The sequence below is a fragment of the Pseudomonas sp. VI4.1 genome (assembly GCF_002029345.1).
Lineage (GTDB): Bacteria > Pseudomonadota > Gammaproteobacteria > Pseudomonadales > Pseudomonadaceae > Aquipseudomonas.
The window spans coordinates 53146-74900 of record NZ_MULM01000179.1; the positions used below are offsets into that span (position 1 = coordinate 53146).

18 protein-coding genes are annotated in these 21755 nt (G+C 54.2%); 9 read left to right on the forward strand and 9 right to left on the reverse strand.

What is annotated here, in order from left to right; translation table 11 throughout:
* Positions 1–28 precede the first annotated feature (28 nt).
* Both BZ163_RS27770 and BZ163_RS27775 read right to left on the reverse strand, forming a co-directional pair.
* Positions 29–892 (reverse strand): LysR family transcriptional regulator, encoded by an 864-nt coding sequence (locus BZ163_RS27770; RefSeq protein WP_128873567.1) that lies wholly within the window; start codon positions 890–892, stop codon positions 29–31.
* Positions 893–908: 16 nt separating this feature from the next.
* Positions 909–3173 (reverse strand): heavy metal translocating P-type ATPase, encoded by a 2265-nt coding sequence (locus BZ163_RS27775; protein WP_128873568.1) that lies wholly within the window; start codon positions 3171–3173, stop codon positions 909–911.
* 84 nt (positions 3174–3257) lie between these two features.
* Between BZ163_RS27775 and cadR the strand changes: the two genes are divergently transcribed.
* A complete protein-coding gene (cadR, locus tag BZ163_RS27780) occupies positions 3258–3707 on the forward strand; it encodes a Cd(II)/Pb(II)-responsive transcriptional regulator (protein ID WP_128873569.1) in 450 nt (149 codons plus the stop codon).
* Between the two features lie 159 nt (positions 3708–3866).
* On the opposite strand, the gene BZ163_RS27790 is transcribed toward cadR, so the two are convergent.
* Positions 3867–4271: a thymidylate synthase gene (locus tag BZ163_RS27790; protein ID WP_256579153.1), complete on the reverse strand. Its 405-nt coding sequence runs from the start codon at positions 4269–4271 to the stop codon at positions 3867–3869.
* A gap of 251 nt (positions 4272–4522) precedes the next feature.
* Between BZ163_RS27790 and BZ163_RS27795 the strand changes: the two genes are divergently transcribed.
* Positions 4523–9022: an ATP-binding protein gene (locus BZ163_RS27795; protein ID WP_128873570.1), complete on the forward strand. Its 4500-nt coding sequence runs from the start codon at positions 4523–4525 to the stop codon at positions 9020–9022.
* A 117-nt stretch (positions 9023–9139) separates the two neighbouring features.
* Here BZ163_RS27795 and BZ163_RS27800 read toward each other — a convergent pair whose 3' ends face one another.
* From BZ163_RS27800 to BZ163_RS27815, 5 genes are all read right to left on the reverse strand, one after another.
* Positions 9140–9997, reverse strand: a complete 858-nt coding sequence (locus BZ163_RS27800) for a hypothetical protein (RefSeq protein ID WP_128873571.1) — start codon at positions 9995–9997, stop codon at positions 9140–9142.
* Entirely contained in the window at positions 9998–10198 is a 201-nt protein-coding gene (locus BZ163_RS27805; RefSeq protein WP_128873572.1) for a hypothetical protein, read from the reverse strand.
* Between the two features lie 93 nt (positions 10199–10291).
* Positions 10292–11860 (reverse strand): hypothetical protein, encoded by a 1569-nt coding sequence (locus BZ163_RS27810; protein ID WP_128873573.1) that lies wholly within the window; start codon positions 11858–11860, stop codon positions 10292–10294.
* A gap of 743 nt (positions 11861–12603) precedes the next feature.
* A complete protein-coding gene (locus tag BZ163_RS36065; protein ID WP_256579154.1) occupies positions 12604–12735 on the reverse strand; it encodes a hypothetical protein in 132 nt (43 codons plus the stop codon).
* Positions 12736–12740: 5 nt separating this feature from the next.
* On the reverse strand, positions 12741–13484 hold the full coding sequence (locus BZ163_RS27815; RefSeq protein ID WP_256579155.1) for a restriction endonuclease: 744 nt from the start codon (positions 13482–13484) through the stop codon (positions 12741–12743).
* A 304-nt stretch (positions 13485–13788) separates the two neighbouring features.
* On the opposite strand from BZ163_RS27815, the gene BZ163_RS27820 reads away from it, so the two are divergent.
* From BZ163_RS27820 to BZ163_RS27840, 5 genes are all read left to right on the forward strand, one after another.
* On the forward strand, positions 13789–14697 hold the full coding sequence (locus BZ163_RS27820; RefSeq protein WP_128873574.1) for a site-specific integrase: 909 nt from the start codon (positions 13789–13791) through the stop codon (positions 14695–14697).
* Positions 14698–14772: 75 nt separating this feature from the next.
* Complete coding sequence (locus BZ163_RS27825; RefSeq protein ID WP_128873575.1) at positions 14773–15540, forward strand: NAD-dependent deacylase; 768 nt, start codon at positions 14773–14775, stop codon at positions 15538–15540.
* A gap of 483 nt (positions 15541–16023) precedes the next feature.
* Positions 16024–16698 (forward strand): hypothetical protein, encoded by a 675-nt coding sequence (locus BZ163_RS27830; RefSeq protein ID WP_128873576.1) that lies wholly within the window; start codon positions 16024–16026, stop codon positions 16696–16698.
* Between the two features lie 182 nt (positions 16699–16880).
* Positions 16881–17519 (forward strand): hypothetical protein, encoded by a 639-nt coding sequence (locus tag BZ163_RS27835; protein WP_128873577.1) that lies wholly within the window; start codon positions 16881–16883, stop codon positions 17517–17519.
* Between the two features lie 71 nt (positions 17520–17590).
* Positions 17591–18244, forward strand: a complete 654-nt coding sequence (locus BZ163_RS27840; protein ID WP_128873578.1) for a hypothetical protein — start codon at positions 17591–17593, stop codon at positions 18242–18244.
* Positions 18245–18402: 158 nt separating this feature from the next.
* On the opposite strand, the gene BZ163_RS27845 is transcribed toward BZ163_RS27840, so the two are convergent.
* Positions 18403–18735, reverse strand: coding sequence for a hypothetical protein (locus BZ163_RS27845; RefSeq protein WP_128873579.1), 333 nt, complete (start codon positions 18733–18735; stop codon positions 18403–18405).
* A 281-nt stretch (positions 18736–19016) separates the two neighbouring features.
* Here BZ163_RS27845 and BZ163_RS27855 point away from each other — a divergent pair, with 281 nt between their 5' ends.
* Both BZ163_RS27855 and BZ163_RS27860 read left to right on the forward strand, forming a co-directional pair.
* Positions 19017–20045, forward strand: a complete 1029-nt coding sequence (locus BZ163_RS27855; RefSeq protein WP_256579156.1) for a hypothetical protein — start codon at positions 19017–19019, stop codon at positions 20043–20045.
* Positions 20046–20248: 203 nt separating this feature from the next.
* On the forward strand, positions 20249–21739 hold the full coding sequence (locus BZ163_RS27860) for a Shedu immune nuclease family protein (protein ID WP_128873581.1): 1491 nt from the start codon (positions 20249–20251) through the stop codon (positions 21737–21739).
* The last annotated feature ends 16 nt before the right edge of the window (positions 21740–21755 follow it).

Sequence of the window (21755 nt, forward strand, 5' to 3'; positions counted from 1 at the left end):
GAAGAGGCCAGTGCAGGCACTGAAGATTTCAGACTGGCGCCATTTCCTGCGCCAACCCCAAAAACGCCGCCGGCAACCGCGCACCTTTCCTTTCCTTGAGGCAATACAAATACTCAGGAATCTGCGGCGCATTCTCGATGGTCAACACCCGCAACTGCGGATCATGGGGCACTTCCTGCCGGGCAATGATGCTGATCCCGATGTTGCGCAACACGGCCTCGCGAATCGACTCACGGCTGCCGATTTCCAGCAGCGGGCCGAAACTAACGCCGGCGCTGGTCAGCAACTCCTCGGTCAATCGCCGGGTGGTCGAGCCTGATTCCCGCATCAACAGGGTATACCCGGCCAACGCCGTCAGCGGCACATGATCGTGAACCGCCAGCGGATGATGGCGATGCACCGCCAATACCAGCGGGTCGCTACCGAGTACCCGGCGAATCAGCCGCGCATCATCGAGCAACTGCGATGACGCCGCGACATCCACCCGATAATCTTCAAGCGCCTCGAGCACCTGCTGGGAATTGCCGATTTCCACCGAGACTTCCACCTGCGGCAGACGCTCGCGGAACGTTTTCACCAGATCGAGGATGTAATACGGTGCCGTGGCGGCGATGCGCAACGTGCCCTGCACCTGGCCGCTGTTGCGCAGGAAGAACTCGATGTCGGCTTCTTGCTGCAACAGCGCCTTGACCATCGGCAGCAGCCGCGCACCTTCATCGCTGACGCTGAGGCGGCGCCCGCCGCGGTAGAACAGTTCTACCGAGTACTGACTTTCCAGGTGGCGGATCTGGGTCGTCACCGTCGGTTGGCTAAGGCCAAGCTTTTTCGCCGCCAGGGTTATGCTGCCCAGGCGGGCAACCATGTAAAACGCCTTCAGCTCGGCACTCAGCACTGCCTTCCCTCATTATTTATTTGCGCAACAGGCGCAAACCGTTGAACACCACCAACAGGCTCACGCCCATGTCGGCAAACACCGCCATCCACATGGTGGCGATCCCGGCGAAGGTTACCCCAAGAAAGATCGCCTTGATCACCAGCGCCAGCGCGATGTTCTGTTTCAGGATGCTGGAGGTCTGTCGCGACAATCGAATGAAGGCTGGAATCTTGCGCAGATCATCGTCCATCAGGGCGACGTCGGCGGTTTCGATGGCGGTATCGGTCCCCGCGGCGGCCATGGCAAACCCGATTTCGGCCCGGGCCAGTGCCGGAGCGTCATTGATGCCGTCGCCGACCATGCCGACTCTGTGGCCCTGTGCATAAAGTGCTTCGATGGCTTGCAGCTTGTCGGTCGGCAGCAGATCGCCTTGCGCCTGATCGATACCGACTTGCGTTGCAATAGCCTGGGCGGTGTGCACGTTGTCGCCGGTGAGCATCAGGGTTTTGATGCCCAGGTCGTGCAGTTGCTGGATAGCCTCGCGACTGGACTCTTTCACCGTGTCGGCCACGGCGAACAGTGCCAGGGGGCCGGATGCGTCGAGCAACAGCACCACGGACTTGCCCTGTTTTTCCAGGGCGAACAGCTGCTCTTCCAGCGCTGGCGAGCACAGGCCCAGATCTTCCACCAGGCGGTGGTTGCCCAGGTGGTAGGTCTGGCCGTTGATTTCGCCGCGCACACCCCGCCCGCCGAGTGCCTCGAAGTTATCCACAACCAAGGTCGCAGCGTGTTTATCCACAGCTGCATTGGCGATGGCCACCGACACCGGGTGATCCGAGCGGCCGGCCAGCGCCGCGGCAATGGCAGGGGCCGATTCAACTGCCGTCGGATCGAGGGACACATAATCGGTCTGCACCGGTTTGCCGTGAGTCAGGGTACCGGTCTTGTCCAGGGCCAGATAATCAAGTTTGTAACCGCCCTCCAGATACACGCCGCCCTTGACCAGAATCCCTTTGCGCGCCGCCGCCGCCAGGCCGCTGACGATGGTCACCGGCGTGGAAATCACCAGTGCACAGGGGCAGGCGACCACCAGTAACACCAGCGCGCGGTAGATCCAGTCGAACCACAGCGCCTCCATGAACAGCGGCGGAATCACGGCCACCGCGATGGCCAGGACGAACACTGCCGGTGTGTAGATTTTCGAGAACCGGTCCACGAAACGCTGGGTGGGCGCCCGCGCGCCCTGGGCCTGCTCGACGGCGTGGATGATGCGTGCCAGGGTCGAGTTGTTGGCCGCGGCGGTCACGGTGTATTCCAGGGACCCCGCCTGGTTGATGGTACCGGCGAAGACTTTATCGCCCAAAGCCTTCTCGATCGGCAGGCTTTCGCCGGTGATCGGTGCCTGATCGATGGTGGAAGTGCCTGCAACGACTTCACCGTCCAATCCAATCCGCTCACCCGGCCGCACGCGTACCCGTGCCCCCAGCTCAACGATTTTGACGTCCTGCGCAACCCAGCTGCCGTCGGCCAACTGCACCGTGACCTGTTCCGGGGTCATCTGCATCAGGCCGCCAATGGCATTGCGTGCCCGGTCCAGCGACCTGGCTTCGATCAGTTCGGCCACGGTGAACAGGAACATCACCATCGCCGCTTCCGGCCACTGACCGATCAGGATTGCGCCTGTCACCGCGATGCTCATCAGCGCGTTGATGTTCAGGTTGAGGTTTTTCAGGGCAATCCAGCCCTTCTTATAGGTACCGAGGCCGCCACTGAGGATCGAGACCAGCGCGATGATCGCCACGACCCAATCGGGCGCGGCACTGGTGAAGTGGATAACCTCGGCAGCCACCGCGCTGACGCCGGACAGCGCCAGCGGCCACCAGGGCTTTTTCCCGGCAGCCGGCGCCGGCGCTTCAACGCCCGGCTCCAGCGGCTCGGCCTGCATGCCAAGGGACTTGATCGCGTCGATGATCGGCGCGGTGCTCGGCAGGTTGTGGGTCACCCCCAACACGCGGTTGATCAGGTTGAATTCAAGCTGTTGCACACCCGCCAGCTTGCCCAGTTTGTTCTGGATCAGCGTCTGTTCGGTCGGACAGTCCATTGCATCGATACGGAAACTGTTCACCCGCGCATCGGCACTTGGCGCTTCGCTCAACTGGACCAGCGCAGGCGCCGCTGCTGTAGACGAACAGCAGGTATCACCATGAGCGCCATGCACATGTTGAGGAACGGGCTTGAGTTTGCTGCTGCAGCAATCGTCTGCGGCATCGGGTTTGTGGGTATGCAGGGAATCGCTCATTGGTCACGTCCATGAAGGTGCCTGTTGCCAAGTAAAGACCCTGTAGCCACTATAGGGTCAAGCATCCTTTTGGAGATTGTCGCGATGAAGATTGGAGAACTGGCCAGACTCACCGACTGCGCCGTGGAGACCATCCGCTACTACGAGCGGGAAAACCTGCTGCCGGAACCGGCCCGCAGCGACGGCAACTACCGCGTCTACACCCAGGCCCATGCCGAGCGCCTGACTTTCATCCGCAACTGCCGCACCCTCGACATGACGCTGGAAGAAATTCGCAGCCTGCTGGCCTTGCGCGACAGCCCGCAGGATCAATGCGAAAGCGTGAATGCGCTGATCGATGAACACATCCATCACGTCAAGGCGCGGATCGATGGGTTGCTGGCGTTGCAAACGCAGTTGATCGACCTGCGCCAACGCTGCGGCGAGGGGCCGGATATTGATCAGTGCGGGATATTGCAGCGGTTGGAGGTGAGTGGCGGGGTCGTGGCGACGGAGACGGAGCATTCCCATGTCGGCCGCAGTCACGGCCACTAAACACGCCACAGATAAAATGTGGGGCTTGCTCGCGAAGAGGGAGTGTCAGACAAAATTTCCGTCGACTGACACTCCCTCTTCGCTGGCAAGCCAGCTCCTACATGGTTCGGTGACCTGTAGGAGCTGGCTTGCCAGCGAACACCGCGAAGCGGTGCCTGCTTAGACCGCCATCGGCGCCGTCATCGGCGCGTGGTGTTCGTAGCCTTCCAGCGAGAAATCGCCCGGCTCGATCAATTCCAGCCATTGCGGCTGATACACACCGGTCTTGGCAAATTCCGGCACACGATCACTGATCACCAGTTTCGGCATCGGGAACGGCTCGCGCTTGAGCTGCTCATTCAGCATGTCCAGGTGGTTTTCGTAGACGTGGGCGTCGCCGATGAAATAGGTGAACCAGCGCGGCGTGTAACCGGTCAGGCGACCGATCAGGCTCAGCAGCGCGGCACCTTCGGTGAGGTTGAACGGTGTGCCCAGTGGCTTCATGCGACACCTATGATGCACACTACGATTGTAACCTTGAGCGATATTCAGATCATCTCGTTGTGCATGATTATAATTGCACATTACGTCAGAAATAACAAGCACTTACCTTCATTCATTGCGCGTTCTTTTACGGGCCTTACCCACGTTGACGCCCAGGAAAATGTGTCGCTATGCCAACGCTTGCTGATGGCCTCCGAAACCTCCAGTTCCACTGATCTTCACGTAGGCCAAACCGTCTCTCCCTGGGCAAGTCACTCCGAACGCGTCCGTAACGTATACACTTGGCACAGGCGATCTGCCATTACGACAACCAGTTTTGCAACGGACACCTCATGGATTACAGACGCATCAGAGGCATGGATTCAGGACAGCGCCTCGCCTTTGAAGAACTCGTTTGCCAGCTAGCTCGACGTGAATCACCAGCCGCTGACGCGGAATTTAGGCGAATAGAGGGGGCTGGGGGTGACGGGGGTATCGAAGCGTATTGGCTGCTTAGTGACGGAAGCGAGATCGGTTACCAAGCCAAATACTATCTAAAAGCAGGCGACATTGATTGGGCCAATATTGACGACTCCGTTAAACGCGCCCTGCAATCACATCCATCATTAACCAAATATGTTGTGGCCTTAGCCTGCGACCTGACTGATAGGAGCGGCAAACAAGGTGGCGGTAAAAGAGGCTGGGAACATTGGGAGGCTCATAAGGCAACATGGACATCTTATGTTCCATTAGGCCATACGGTCGAATTCATTCCTTGGACAGCTTCTGACCTGACTAACCGACTGTCCCTATCAAACGCCGAAGGTTTAAAAAGATATTGGTTTGGGGACGTTGAGTTCTCACCGACCTGGTTGTCAGAAAAAGTCGAATGGGCTGTTAAATCGCTCGATGAAAGATATCATCCTGAAGATCATGTTGAAGTCGGAATTGAAAAGTTATTCAAAGTAATCTTACACGATCAGAGCATCATCTCCGAGCTCCAAAGCAGGATCGACAAACTCTGCACTTTAGCCAAAATAAACAATACCAAAAAGCTCTTAGGTAGTGCCAGCACCGCCCTGATGGAAAGCGTTGCATCCCAGGTAAAAAAGCTTGGTGAATCTGGTAGGAAAATTACATCTGACGCTTGGCTCACTTGGCCACTGACGGAGTGTATTGGATACATTGAAGACATCTCCGATAATGTCCATACCCTCCAAAGTATTGCTTGGAAAGCGAAGGAGGAGAAACGCAAGGAAAAGAACTCCAGCGATCATTCTCTAGACTATCTTCAACAACAGCTAAGCGAACTCAGCGACGCATCCTACAGATTCAGATCATCACTCCAAGATAGATATTTCTCTGCTGAATCTAGCCGCAGCTTTTTTCTCTACGGAAAAGCTGGCACTGGAAAATCTCATTTACTTGGTAGCGTTGCTCAGCAAGCTATATCGGAGGGTAGAGTCGCCATCCTGATACTGGGCCAACACCTAAATAACGATAGTATCTGGAGTCAAGTAACTAACCGACTGGGCCTTGGCGATATTGATCCTGACGTTTTTCTTCAGACATTGAGTGCTGCTGCAGAGGCTACAGGCAAACGCGGCTTGATTCTGATTGATGCATTAAATGAGGGCTCGGGGTTAACTCTGTGGCGCAAAGAGCTTGCAGAGTTTATCGGAAGAATCGAAAAGCATCAAAATCTGCTCGTCGTCTTCAGCTGCCGGACTGAGTATAAGCCATACGTCATACCCGCCACTGTCGACGAGCTAGTTCCATCGTTTCAAGTTCGCGGATTCGAGACTCACGAAGAGCAAACCCGCGCTGCACGTGTATACCTTGGCAAACGAGGAATTTCACAACCTAACACTCCCTGGCTGGCTGCTGAATTCGTCAACCCGTTATTTTTGAGAAGTGCCTGCATTGCGCTGGAAAAGGAGAATCAAAAGTGGTTCCCCAGAGGTCTGACAGGTACAAAACAGGTTTTTTCCTTTTACCTGAAAAGCATTGCTCGAAACTTAGGGGCTGGAAGAGATGGTAGTGATGACCTTGTAAAACCAACCAACCATGCACTTTCTTTAATCGCTACAGAGATGGCCGCGCAGAGGCGGGACTATATTCAGCACTCCGACGCCATACGAATCGTTGCTGAAAAATTCCACGCCTATCCAGCTCCACCAGGGACAACTTGGTTTGAGGTACTCCAGCGCAATGGGCTGTTCAGGATGGATCCAGACCCAAAGAGTAGAGATGCTGACCCATTTGACTCGGCAGAAGACATTGTTCGCTTTAGCTTCCAAAGGCTGCAAGATTACTTGATGGCTTCAGGGCTCTTGGACGAAGTTAAAGACCCTGCAGAAGCGTTGAAAAGTGGTTCTCTTCAATTCATTCACAATTGTAAACGGCTTCATGGCAAATGGGCTGGACTGACGGAAGCACTATCCGTACAAATTCCTGAGCGCTTCCAAAAAGAACTACTGGACGTCATGCCTGGTGACGTAAATCACTGGGCAAATGACTACTCTGTAGGCAATGCTTTCATCGAGAGCTTACGGTGGCGAGCTAACGAATCCTTCAGCAACCGTACACTTGAGCTCTTCAATTCTTTTCTATCGGAAAGCGAAGAACATTTCGACATCATCCTTCAAGTTAGCGCCAGCGCTGGCCACCCATGGAATGCGAAATCCCTGCACAAACGGCTAGTCGCTCAGAGTATGCCTAAACGGGACGCATCATGGACTATTCAGCTGAATAGCCTGCCCATGGATGAGGAAAATACCAGCCACCGATTAATTGAGTGGAGCGCCTTTGAGCAGAGTGAGCAAACTGATCCAGAGATTCAGCATCTCTGCGCGATAACCCTAACCTGGTTCTTCGCAAGTTCTAATCGGGAGCTGCGAGATAAAGCCACCAAGGCGCTAACGTCGCTCATGATTTGGAATCCTTGCTTGTATGGGATGCTCTGCAAAGACTTCGCCGGCGTGGACGATCTCTACGTACTTGAACGCCTGCACACAGCTGCCTTTGGAGCATGTTGCATCGATCCAGAGCAGCACCGACTACGCACCTATTCTGAGATCACGAATAGAGAGGTCTTTGACAGAGAGGATGTTCCGCTGTCGATCATACTCAGGGACAGTGCTCTGGGCATTATCGAGCTGGCGGTGCTTAATGATCACTTGCCGGATCACGTCGATATTTTGAAGGCAATGCCCCCGTATAAGTCCAATGCCATCAGACTTTCCGTGTCCGAAGAAGCCCTCGAAAAAATTGCAAAGCGGGCTGGAGACTCTCAGATCCTAGATTCCTGCGCTGGGTGGGGGGGCGATTTCGCAAGCTATGAAATCCAACCCAGAGTCAGCTTATTCTTGAACGTACCACTGGGATCGCCTCAGCCCCTGAACGTTACTGAGATACATGAGCGGTTCGAGGATGAGGTCATTAACCACTGCGACCTAAGGACTGACGTCCTGAAATTGATGCTTGATTTTAGCCCTAATCCCTTCAGAGATCTTAGGCTCAATCGTTCCGAGCAAGAAATTGAAGAGAGCTCAATAAACTTCACGAGGGCTGAAAATCTGTTACTGAAAGTTTTAAGCCATGATGAGCGGGTTAGATATAAAAAAGAGTATAAAAAGCGCTTCGGCTCCTCGAGAAATAACCGTGAGCAGCGCCCTCTCATTGATATTAATGCGGCAAAGCGCTGGGTCGCCAAGCGGGCCTATGGCTTTGGCTGGACAAGAAAGTTGTTTCCAGATGACCGAAGCCTCCGGCATGACTACAGTCGTGATCGGCCATTAGTAGAGCGCATCGGCAAAAAATACCAGTGGCTGGCTCTCGATGAGCTTCTTTGCAGCCTTGCCGACAACAGGTGGCTATCGGAAAGAACTGAACAGGGTTCGCTTCGGTATGCCAGCCCTCTAGACATAGGTACTCATCGGGAAATCGACCCGACCATCCTGCTTGCTGACGAGCGTAGTAGATCCCGAAAACAACAGCCCTCGATTGAGCAGTTTGAGATTTCGATACCAGAAACTGCCGAAGACGATGTGGGTAAATGGCCATTCGCAGATGACCCTTCAACTGCAATAACGAGCCTGCTGCGTCGTCGCGACTCGACCGGTGCAAAGTGGGTAGCCCTGCACGAACATCGCTCTGTAACTGAGCTTTATGAGGAGAAGGAAGGCCGGGAACATGGCTTCAGACAAAGACAGTGGCGCTGCCTTTTACCAGTAATTGTGAAAAGAGAGGACGAACAGCAGCTTCTCGACTACATACGGACGAGCCAGAAGTTGGACGTGGATTCATGGACTGCCCGCGATTTCACTAACGATGGTTATCTCAGAGAAGCGCCATGGCGCTCGACATGGGCTCAAGAGCAGTGGTCAACCTACTATTTTCACGACTTGGGTGAGGTCGAAGTTGCCTACCCCTGCTTCCGTCACTACTGGGAATCACATCTGGACGTATCAATGCCGGAAGGCGCTCAAGCTTTAATTCCAGCACCTTGGCTCGCCCAGCGGCTCAACCTAAAGCCCGATCCTGAAGATGCGAATATCTATGTGGATCACACCGGAGAAACTCGCTTCATTTGCGGCAGAAGTTCAGGCGGTGGCTCCCATGCCTTCATAGATCACCAGCTATTTCAGACATACCTTGAGAAGGATGGGCTCGCATGTGTATGGGTCTTCGTAGCTGAGCGTAGCGCCTGGCCTGGCGGCGAAAATGAAAACGCGTCCCGACGCCGCTCAGAAGGCGTTTTATGGTACGAGCGCAACAAACCACAAATGGCTCACTGGAATGACGATTGGGGCAGGGGCAAATCAAAACGCTATACCCTAGCAAAGTCGTAGATGCCAGGGCCACCTGACTGACTTGAGACCGGGCGGATCTGAATCACCTCCCGGCTTCAATCCGAAAGAGCCTCATAGGCTGAACTAGGTTGGCCGTCTTGGCCAGACCATCCAGCGTTACTCTTTTTTAGGGTGCACCTTGGGTGCCGCCTCTTCTGCCACTCGCGCCGCGTCAGCACGCTTGAATGACTCACGAATAGCATCACTGAAGAAACTGATCGAAACGATATTTCCTTGCCGGAACCCGACAGGTCTGATGGGCGTATCGTTCGGATAATCCGTGGTGTACACCACCCTCAACGTGTCCTTGTCGCGGTAGCCACTGACTGATGGGATGAGTGAGATTTCCTGATCTACACCGGTCACCTCGGTGGGGGCGCCAATGTCGGTGATGTGGCCGACATAGACCTTCCGATCATCCATAGTGATCATCACCTGCCGTTTGAAAGCAAATGCTTTCACGAGCGCCGAGCAGATGGGGCTGTGCCGCACCGACTGAGCAAGCAAGTACATCTCAATCTCGTCCCTATCGTTAGCCTTTAGCTCCTTCTTGAGCGACCTCACGGTTAGTCTCGACCACACGGTTGGCATAAGCAGGGTCAATATGCCAGCTATCACCAGGAAGGCTGCTGTCTGGCTAAACTGCGCCCCGGCAATACCCACATGCGCGGCAAATTTGCCCAGAGCCCCTAGGAAGTCAGCGTTGACGGGATAGCAAACAGCCTGGGCCACCTCGGTGCCTTGGGTCGAACTCTGCGCCCAGCTTGGGCAGAAAGTGCCCCAGTCGTGGGAAATTACCCCAGCGAGTGCAGCAGTGATGGCCATGGCCATGAGGAGGCAGTAGATACCATAGCGACCCACCTGCAGGTAAAGCATCTGGCCTTCCCAGCGATGCAATCTGCAGTAGATAGTGGGATCTTTCAGGCACACCATAAAACCACTGACTAAGAGCGGCAGGAGGAGTAAGAGGGCCATTTAGTCGGATTCGGTGTCCGGAGTGACCAGCTTTTTAGCTTCGTCGCGGGAGGCGCGAACCAAATCTTCGATTTCGGTGGTGTCCATCGACATACGCCCATCTCTAACCACCAAGGTGTCGATATTCTTAATAGCCTGCATGAAGGCATCATCCTCAGCCTTCTTCGCATCGCTTCGATGTCCAATCCGATTGAAAAACATGGTCGATTCCAGTGAATAGGATAAGGGAGGATTGCGTCCGGATTATAGCATATGCGCTAAAAACGCCCTTTAAGGCATTCAGAACCGAACCCGTTAGGGCTTCTGAACCGTACCCGAGAAGCTTTTCAGAACAGCTTCGACTTGAGGGAGCACATCGAAGGCCTGCTGTTCGAAGACATTGCTGAGGTGCCCAAGGATAAGTGAATAAATTCCGTTGCAACCGGCCCTGTGAACAAGCAGGTCATGCTGAGCGATGCCTGTGGCGTCAAACAGCAAATCCATTTCGATCCTGTCAGCTGTCCGCACCGTTACCCGCCACATGAATCGCGGCAAACTCTCGTAGAGCGTGTCGTTTAGTGGGATTCCCAAGGTCGGGTATTCAGCTCGAGCCGAGGCCTTGTAATCACTGGCGTTGGTCAGATAGATGTCCCATTCCGCACGTGGGATGCCCTCCCTCCCTGCGCGGAACCCTTCGATGAGGGTGTCTAGCGACAAGATCGCGGCATGGATCTCGCCGTAGGGGATACGGATCTTGTGGTACAGCGGAATCATGACGAAGCGGTTGTGGATGTCTGCAAACACTTCACCCGGCCAAGACGTCTTCAGCGTGGTCATGTCGCTTGGGTGAACAGGCCCTTTCAGGCTGGCCTCACACCAAGTCATCCGAGCGAAGGGGCCCACTTGGTCATCATGGGCATACAACTTATCAATGCGCTCCGCTCGAAGCTGGAAGCCCGTACTGCGCTGAGGGAGAGGTGGGGCATCCGATAGTGAGAAGCCCGTGATAGCTACTGCATGAAGCCCCATGAACTCGAATTGTTCACCCGTCCATCTTTTCAGAGCGAAAGCGAGCACACACGGAATTTTACCTTTGAGGAAAGCGTAAGCAACTCCGTTAAGCGTGTGGCGATCTGTGGTACTGATCACCATGGGCTCAAGTTCGAGCCTCCGCACTGCGGCGGCCATCTGACTGGCCGTCAGCCCATTGTTCGGGAAAGCACGAGCGCTCGCGAGCGCAAGGTTCTCAGGCATGTGTTCAGCAGCCCAGTCAGTGATCACGACTGGAGGAGGTATCTGGTGCTGGAAAAGTTTGCCCGTGCCTTGGAAGCAAGACCACAACGCACTCGTGGCACACGCTGCGACCACGGTGTCCTGCTCTTGATAGGCCAGGCTCTGAACCTCAAGTTTCAACCCGAAAAGATGAACCTCATAGGTGCGAAGACTTGGGAAATAGCGCCGGCCACTATCAGACGGGTAGGTGCGCAAGCATGTACGACCAATGATCGACTGAGGGAGTGGCTTGACCACCACAAACCCCAGGTAACCGGCGTCGAGCGCCCTCTCGTCTATCCCATCCCGGCCAGTGATACAGGCGTCAAACTCTTCCGAGTCGAACCCTACATCGAAGAAATGGAGTCGAGTGGTTCGTCGGGAGTAATCCCGGAAGCACCGATCATAGTAGGCCGCGTAGTCTTCAAGGTAGTCCTTGTCGATGTAGTCTGTCTCGACCACTATCGTCTTGGCCTGAAGCTCTTTGAAATACTCTTCGAAGTAGATTCGATGAAATTTCTTACTGATCTGGCTGTGCGAGGCACCTGCGGAGCCGTTGACGAAGCACTGGATCAGACTCGCAATGGTGTAAGGATAAACTGCAAACGCCAAGCGCCACCCGCCAGAATTAAGCCAAGGTGATAGGGCGGTACAGCTCTTCAGGAGGAATAACGCTAGCCCTGTTGAATTGCTCGATTACGTCGCGAGCGAACGCAGCGGCTTGCGCCAGCTGACGACCAGCATCCTCAGATTGAAACCAACGAGCTACGACCTCAGCGTCTGCAGGAGACACGCGTGGCGCAGGCACGAGAGCGTACAACTGATTATTGGTCATGGCGATCAACCTATTGAATAGGACTTTCAAAATTACGATAGCTCACCACTACAGGGAGCGCGCCATCGAGTCAACCCCACTTTTCAGCAAGGTAACGGTCACGAGTGTTCCGACGAATTGCGTGCGGAGACTAGATCAAAAAGCATTTTGCCGCCAGAAATTTGTTCGACTGCCGACCAGCAACCGCTTACCGCATGTATCGGCAGAGAGCGCCTTCCGCTGAAGTCCAGGCCAGTCTGCCCCATCACCACTCTCAGTCCACTCTGACCCCAAGCTATGACCGTGCCAACGGGAAAATACTCCCTTACCTATATCTATAGCATCAAATGAAGTCATTCGGCAGTCTCTATAAGATGCCGTAATCGGCACATTAAGCCCGCAAAACAAGCCTAAGGTGCAGTTTTGGGAACATTATGCGGGGCGTTCATCAGGCCGGAAGCCATGCATGTCGGAGCTTGAGAAGGCATGCCAAAGGTAATCGCTGCCGCGCTTCATTGCTCAGTTACCGACCATCATCAAATCACTGTCGGAACAGTTCGCCGAACGGAACGAATGCGGCACCTGTCTCTGCTGCTGCTCTGACCTTGCGCTCGATCACCTCGGCGATGGGTATACGCAGCCCCAATGCCTTGTAGATGTCCTCCCCGGACATACAAATCACTTTCCGCCCCCTCCCGAAAGCATGGAGGCCTTCTTGCGTAAACCCGCCGTAACTGATGAATACACCACTGCCCAGGCAGCCTTTTGATCAACCTTGCCTTGAAACGTATGCAGTTCAGCTGCTCCAATTGGATCTCTGACCCACTTGGCCTCGATCAGGTAGGTTTCGTTTCCGAGCTGGAAGCTACCGTCAATTTGCTCGCCAACCAGACTGAATGGCGAACGCGCTTGGAGCTTGGAGGAATTGAAAAGTTCTTTGAGAAACCCTTCGAACTCGTAGCCACGCTTCTGCGGAGGGAGATCGCGCAGATCGTATAGCCGCTGCCTTAAAGCATCGAGGACTTGGCCCTGATCAATGACTGCTGCCGCAGCGAAAGGATTTCGTACAACGTCTGCATGCTGCCCTGGCGATCTTATTGACTCCAGCAGGGAAAGAAATCGGCCCTCGGCGTTCACGACTGTCTCTTCCGACTTTGTCTCTTCCTGGCTGGTTTGCCGGTACTTCCAGAGAGCCTCAAGCACTCTGGTTACGGTGGGGTGATCTGCGTTCTGAAGAAGATATCTGAGTCGCCTGGCCTTTGAGGTGCCATCCTTGGAAAACATCTCGTGGGAGATGTCGATCTCAAGCTCCTCCATGAAAAACTCATCCATCGTGCGGTTGGAGAAGTCGAGAACGTATCCGCCGCCCATGTCGAAGATCGAATCAAGGAACCGCATCTCAGTCGATTTGAAATTCGCCACGCCTGTCCTCAGTCTTCATTTGGCCGACATCAGATGCAAGCCAAAAACGTTGAAAATTCAGCCCCAATAATGCCCCAAGTCGAGCTTATACGCATGTCCGCCACTCGACCGGCACACGCCCGTAGCTTGAGTCCTATTTCTAGACACGCTTCAGATTGGCATGCTAATTTCGCCGCCTCTGATCTTCCTGGATCAAACGGTCGGCTCGTGAAGGCTCAAATGCCACAGGTTGCAACACCTCTTATCGCACGCATTTCGACGATAGTCAGCGGGCAGCCGACACCCTGGCGACCGGAGAATTGCTATGCGCGTCCCAGTCTATCCAAAAGACCTGATCCGTAATCATGGCTTCAAAAGCCTGGCCAAGCAGTTGCAAAAGCAATGGAGTGGCCCAACCCCAATCTCGCTTGCAGATGCTCAAGAGGCGCTCGCGCAAGGACTGGGTTATCAGAATTTCCACGATCTCGACAAAGCCTCAAAGGTCTGCCCACCAGATGAGCCCGTGCCGCCAGAAGCCGACGTCAAGCAGGCAATTAGTTCAGCCATCAAAGCTACCCTGCAGCCGGAAGCATTGCTGTCTGTAGATCAACGGGAGCTGGAACAGCTCGTAACCGATCTTCCTCTGACAAACCTTGTAGCCTTCAAACGTGTGCAGGTTTCTCCCGATGCTGGTCATAGCCCGTTTTTATTTAAACTGGTTAGCGGGGCTCAGCAAGGATTGATCAAAGAACACATTCAGACCGTGGAAAAGACCCTTGCTGAATCTGGCAGCTTGAGGGATCGGGCTCTGTTCGCATGCATGCTGGGTGCGCTGCGGGCAAGCGAGATCCTATCGGCGAGAATGAAGCACGGTGCTGCGGTGTATGGCGTTAAGAGCCGTGATACCAAGAATGTAAACGATGCAATTCCCGATAGGCACAGGTCGGTGTTCGAGCAGTACATCAAGACCTCGAAGTTGTCGGACGGAGAGTATATTTTCCGTGCCGCCAATGCCCCTGGGCGTCCACTATCGTCTGACGCGCTAAGAAGGATCTGTATCTCGTGGGCTCGCAAAGCGAATATCGATGTGAGTCTACTCACGCCCCATGGCATCCGTAGAACCACTGATGACTATGCCGACTTGATGCGCAAAATGAGCGAGAGGATGGGGCACTACTCAGCAAACACCTCATTGGCATACGCAGTCGGACTACCGACAACCAGGATCCATTAGATTCTGACCAACTGGATGAGAATCCAGCGACCATAACACCGGCACCCAAATGAGATCCTGCCCTAAGGAATGCTTGTGATCACCAGTTCCCTCGCTGAGCGATTGCGTAAGGCTCAGCATGTCGTTGTCTTCACTGGGGCGGGTGCTTCAGCAGAGAGCGGCATCCCGACGTTCAGAGATGCGCTGACGGGGCTCTGGGAGCGCTTCGATCCTGCACAACTTGCGACTCCTGAAGCCTTTCGTGCAGACCCGAGCCTGTGTTGGGGATGGTACGAGTGGCGTAGGAACAGGGTCATCCAGGCGCAGCCAAACGGGGCACATCGTGCCATCGCTGAGCTTTCCAAGCATGTGCCTAAGCTGACTATGATCACCCAGAACGTTGATGATCTTCATGAGCGGGCCGGTAGTCAGGATGTGATTCATTTGCATGGCAGCCTGCACTCTCCTCGGTGCATCGATTGTGGGCTGGCGTTCACATTGCCTCTCACGTCTGACGCGCTGCCGGAGGATGGACGTCGGATTGAGCCGCCGCGATGCTGTGTCTGCAACGGGTATGTTCGACCTGGCGTTGTTTGGTTCGGTGAGATGCTGCCTGAGGACGCATGGACTGCAGGTCTTGCAGCTGCAGAAGACTGCGATGTGTTCCTTTCGATTGGTACGTCCGGGATTGTTTACCCGGCTGCTGAGCTCCCGTTACGCGCTTTGGGTCACGGGGCAACTGTCGTTCACATCAATCCAGTGCGCTTCGATATCAGCAGCCAAGAGCACTTTCTCCAAGGCCAAGCCTCGGTCTTGATGCAAAGACTACTTTGCGAGGCCTTCGGTGACCTTACTGCTTGGTAGTTCGATGGAGATTCACGGCATATCCGCTTTGGGCTTACCCCCTTCGGGGTACGGCTGTCGTGAACCCAACCCTGGCTGCGCTAGGTTTCGGCCCTACGGGCGTCCATCCTCAAGCCTTTGGCCCATCGTGGGCCGGCGCGCTCCGCTTGCGCTTTTGGCCACAAGTTGCAGGATGGTGTCGGAGACAATTATGTCTAGTCGCACCTCAGCCCCGCCAACTGATAACCCTGTCCTCACGGATGCCGCTCTACCTAAAGCGCATAGCCATCTATGCGTTTTTATTGGGGTGTGCGATAAATGCGGCACAGCGCCTGGCCACTGTATCGATAGCCATAGCAACCACTCGGCTTGCCCCAAGGACAGACCCGTTAGTTAGAGATAGGCATGCCTACCTCAGGGTTTGTCGCGAGCCTGATCGGCGTTCGCCGCAGCATTCAGGGCGCCCATGACTATTTTTTGGACAGCTGAGTAGACCGGTTTCGCATGAGAACTACGATTGACGATCAAATCACTCCTCCTCAGGAGCTCAGAGTCCTGCTCTGCTTAATCCGTCATGCAGACGCCAAAGGAAGCGTTGACTTCGACAACCCAGACGTCACGGCCACCCTGAGTAGCCTGGTCTGGAACTGGAACGCAGTGGAGTACCTGCTTCATAAGCTCGACGAGGCTGGGGTGATCGATTATTCCGAAATCGGCGAGGATGGCTTCAAGCCGATCATCCTGTGCATCGTCAACGATGACACTCATCGGTATGTAGCCGGGTTAGCTGAGAAGCTTGAGGCGGAATACGTTACCTTGGACAAGCGCATCACCGACATTCTTACCTTCAGCCCTAGTGCGTTGACCAGTCGAATCGCCGACACGAAGCGTCAGATTGACGAGGTTAAGAAACATGTCGCATCAAACGACCTTCTCAAACCTTTGGCTAACCCATTGCGCGAGATCCAGAGCCACTTCGACAGCATTAGCGTGGTATCGGAGGGATACGAACACATCTACAAAAACATCATTCGCCCTGTTCAGGAGGAAGGGAGGTCAGGCGTCAAGGCTACAGTGAGATGGGCCATTCTCAGCATCGTGATTTCGACTCTAATCTCGCTAGCTATCAGCAACTGGCCGTCCCTGGAAAACTCGTTCCAGGCTATCGCTGCCGGCTGACGAGTCGTCTGCTTCCACGAGTCGTCTCCTACCTCGCCCCGGTAGCAAAGATCCTGATCTACAAAGGAGTCGGCGATGAGATTAAGCTTCCGCTGGCCGACAGGCGGGTGGCTTACGAAATCACGGCGATCTGGAAAAGCCCCAACCTCGTCTGAACTGGTGTCTTGCCTAGGAGATTCACAATGGAGCTAGCGCCCCTACCGACACTGACCAATGAACAGCAAGAAGATCGTGTAGCTCACCACGATATCGCTCAGCGCCTAATGTCCAAAAAGCTCGGTTTTGAAACTGGTCAATTATTCGTAGGGACGCGTTTTGGGCAACCCTCTAGCCTGTCAAAAAATCGCTCAAAGGCTTCAACCAAGCTCGATTCATCTGCTGCCATTGCTGACCATTTGAGGAAAAGGATCATGGCTCTCTGTGCTGGCGTAATCAGTGAGGTTCAATGGTTCGAAAAACTCCTAGGCTTCGAGTTGCCGCAAGCTCATGTCACCTCAATCTGCGTCAATGGGATCACTGATGGCGCCAGACTTACCGACCACGACAAGCTCCAAGAGCTGCTGATAATTCTCTGCGGGATCGAACGCGTACCGAGCGAAAATGACGATTTTCTTGAAGATCAAAAGCATGAAATTTTCATTGAGATTTATCAGGAGACACTGAACATCTTCAATGAGTTATCGGAAAAGATCTTCATCTTGACTAACCTGGCCGTCAATGAGAATTGGAGCAATGGCAGGCTCATCGTGACTGACGAGCGACTTGTCGACCTTGAGGCTGAAGCCGACGCCTTGTCGTCAAAAAAACCTATCGATGCGTGAACAAATGGTAACCAAGTCATCAATTTGAGAACAAAGATCAGCCACCATCATAGGTGAAACTGGAGATAGTTATGGCGTTGCCAGTGACAAAACACGCAATGGACGATAGCCGGGTGATCCATCATGAACTTGGCCACTGGCTGATGGCTAGGGAAATGGGGTTCAGCGTCGGACAGATATTCATCGAGCGTAAGAGCGGCAAGGCCTCAGGGCATGCAACAGTCTACCCGACAGCGCCGAGCCGGCTGGACACAGCTGAAGCGGTTGATGATTACCTTTCAAGAAGGATCAGGGTACTGCTCGCCGGGGTGATTGTTGAGATCGAGTGGTATAAAAAGACGTTCGGAAAAGACCTTGGTGAGGAACTCGACCGCATCTACGAAAACGGAGTTATTGATCACTCAGGTATCACCGATAAAGGTAAAGCAGAAGAACTGCTCGTTATCTTGGCAGGGATAAGGAAAGAACCAACAGCCAAGTACAATGACCTTTCCTACCAAACAAGGGCGCTTTTTGTAGAGATATACAGAGAGGCGAAGCAGCTTGTCGGAAGGTTCCTTGAAAAGCTATTTACCCTGGCTGATTTTGTTGCGAGCGAGCCATGGCAGAATCACACGACGCTGGATGTGACAAATGAGCGCTTAGTCGAGCTCACTGACGTCGCGGCTGAGATAATCGCATCAGCAGCAAAAACCGAAAGACCATCCGGCGCCGCATACAGCTGAAAGCTGGGTGAGCTGAGCTAAAATTTGACCACATAGTAAGCTGACTATGTGATCAACCAGCAGGGCCGCTACACTCGCACGCACGCACGCACGCACGCACGCCACGGTATGTGATTGGGCAGACGCACGACTCAACCTGATCACCTCAGCTGCGGTATCTACATCGATCCGACCGAGATCACTTCCACGTACTTGTACTTCTTCCTGGCAACCTTCACAGCATCTTGCTCAGCCAGCAGCGAGCTCAACGTATCGGCCTCGTGAATCAGCTCGTAGGTTTTTCCCTCGAACTCGTTCCCGACTCGTAGCGTAACCTTGAGCCTAGGTGTAAACGCTTTCGCCGGTTTCTTCTTGGCTACGGGAGCCGCTACCGGCTTGGTGAACACAACTTCTAGCACCGGCTCCTGTGCTGGCGCAGGCACCTGGCTTTCAGGCAGGGCAGTACCGAACAATGCGCGACGCATTTCTTCTTCAGTCAACTCGGCGTTCATAGAACATCTCAAAGGGCGGTAACTAGCTCGCCCAATTCTACCCGGATGGCTGGTCTAAGGTGTCGCCTGGAAGCATGTATGGACGTCAAATCCCCAGCTCGATTTCGATATGAGGACAGGCGCTGGCCCAGAAACGCTCGCAATTATCCTACCGACGCAACGTTGCTTGCCCCTTCCAGCGATGGGGAAGAGCTGCCCCACCACGCTCTGCTCGACGCCAAGCTCATCGCCGGCATGTTCGCGCCAGTGCGCTCAAGGAAAGGGTTATCCTGATCAGATGCATGGATCAACAATCTGGATTGGCAAATTGGGTGGGGCGACGTATGAAATGGAAGGCGCGCACGACGGAGCAAGTCGCGGAGCTGATTTGCGGGGACAATACAGAAGGCTATTTCCGCTACCTCACCGGCCCAAACCTGACTCGTTTCTTCAGGGATTCCGATACTGAGTTCGTCCATGACGGCTCTACTCGCCGATTCTGGGTTGCGGATGCCCTGCAAAAGATCCTGGATTTCCCAAGTTCAAATACTTTGATGCCACCAGATGCCATGCTCCGTGTAATTCGCCTTCTTATGGATAGCGAGGATGCTTTCAATGAAAAGCCACCCCGCCTAAATGCGCTCAAGGCGCTAAACGGAGCGATCAAACGCGAGGGCTTCGAAGCATTCTACGGGGACGACGATCAGTGCTATCTGCGTCACTCCGGCACCGGCACCGTGGGGAACGAATCCGCGAGTCCTCACCGTCCCCTCTCCGCCGCAGAAATTGATAAGAAGAACCAGCTTGTTGCATACCTGGATCAGTGCTCAGAGGACAATTTGATCGAGCATGTATTGCTTCCACTGTTCCGACAGCTGGGTTTCGCTCGAATCACATCTGTCGGCCATAAAGACAAGGCCTTGGAGTACGGCAAGGACATCTGGATGAAGTTCACGCTTCCTACCCAGCACGTCATCTACTTTGGCATCCAGGTGAAGAAGGGGAAGCTCGATTCGTCCGGGGTAACGAAAACCGGGCAGGCGAACGTCGCCGAGATCCACAACCAGGTGCTGATGATGCTGGGGCACGAGATCTTCGACTCAGAGCTCAATAGGCGTGTACTGGTCGATCACGCTTTTATCGTCGCAGGTGGCGAAATCACCAAGGCTGCTCGAAATTGGATTGGCGGTAAGCTCGATCAATCCAAACGAAGTCAGATCCTCTTCATGGACAGAGAGGACATCACTAACCTTTTCGTGGTGTCTCCTTTGACTGTGCCGCAGATGCCGAGAAAAGCCTCCATCCAATTCGACGACCCAATCCCGTTCTAACTGCGTCAGGGCCACGTTGGCTGTGTGGGAGAGCGTATCACGAGCTCTTCACAGGAGATGATCAACAATCATAGCCTTTGCACCGACACGTTGCCCTTTCGCCATCTTCAAAGGCTGGGGGATCGATACACTGGCCTAGTACCTCGCAGTACGACGACAAACTAGCCTTCAACAGATGATCTTGTGATCAGGGATGACAACAAATGCCTTCTATGCGCCCCTCCCAATACGCTATGCAACAGCGCACCGATGGCGGCCCTTTTCTCCGTATTGATCTTGATGACGTCGTGGTGCTAACAGAGGATGAACGCAAGATCATTGAGTCAGATGATGAGTATGAAGCGTTTAGTGACGAGATCTATGGCACGTCTCGTGTCTACTACAGCGATGTCGCTCTGTCAGATGATGCGCCTGGTTGGCATCTGATTTTGGAGGTAGCTCCAGAGTATTTGACGCTTTATCCCATCAACGCCCGGTCGGAACATCCTGAATACGCCCAGCCCAGATACGACACCGTCACGTCGATCATCATTACCAGGCCCGTGTACAAGCCTTATGCACATCCAACCGACCAGTTCGAAGTCGATGAGCTGCTGAGTGGTATACCAGCGGGGCTATCGAAGGACTGGCGCTACGGGCTAGGGTTTCACTACGAATACCGATACCTAGTAAATGCCGTGAGTAATTTAGAGGGAGTGGACACGCTCATCCTGCACGGCGGAAACGGTAGCAAGGATGCGAAAGTTAAAGCCAACGAGTTCTACCTGGGAATTGATCGACTTGAGCAGTTGAAGAAGAGCTTAGATCGCTTGACCCAACGGCATCAGCGAGAGACTGCTGCGGACAAAAAACTCGTCTGTTATACGAGCTTGCTCCATCAAGCAGCGCCAGAGCTTTATCCAGCCCAGTCGCGAAAGCTATCCCCGGATCTGCTTGCCAGCTTGGTTTCACTCGGCTCGGTGACGCCTAGTCTTTCTCCGAGAGACCAACAGCAGGCAGTTAAACTTGCGCAACAGAGCGTTCCAACCCTGGCGAAATCCCCACCTCGCACCCTGTACAACCTGAAGGCAGAGATTGAACTGGTTACCCTCGGCCAGCTCATTGGCGTCTATAAGAAGATGATGGAAAGCAAAGTTGGGGAGCCGAAATGGCAGACCTTCCTCAGCGAAAACCCATTCATTCTCGACATGGCGTTTGGGTATCCCGTTAAAAAAATCGCCGACCAACCCTACGTAGGTGGAAAGAATCTCAGTGGCCGAGGTGGCCAGTATTCCGACTTCCTCATGGCAGCGAAGGCCACCGGCAATCTCGCCCTGATCGAGATCAAACATCCCCAGCAAGACCTGCTTGGGAAGCAATACCGGAAAACCTATGTCCCCTCCTATGAGCTCAGCGGTTCAGTCGGGCAGATCATCAGTCAGCGTGGCAATGTTCAGCGCGAGATCTTCGGGCTAGCGCATGGCCTCAAAGAACGTGTTCATGCCCATGCGGTTGCGGCCATTGTCATAATTGGCCGCAACCCGGAAGAAGAGGATAAGCAGGAAGCTTTCGAGCAATATCGAAACGGGCTCAAGGATGTACTTGTGATCACCTTCGATGAGCTACAGGTTCGCCTTGAGAGCATTTATCAAGCGCTGACGCCACATCCTCCGGTGGAACCTGTGCCTATTAGGGATGAAGATCTACCGTTCTGAAGACTGCCGCAAATAG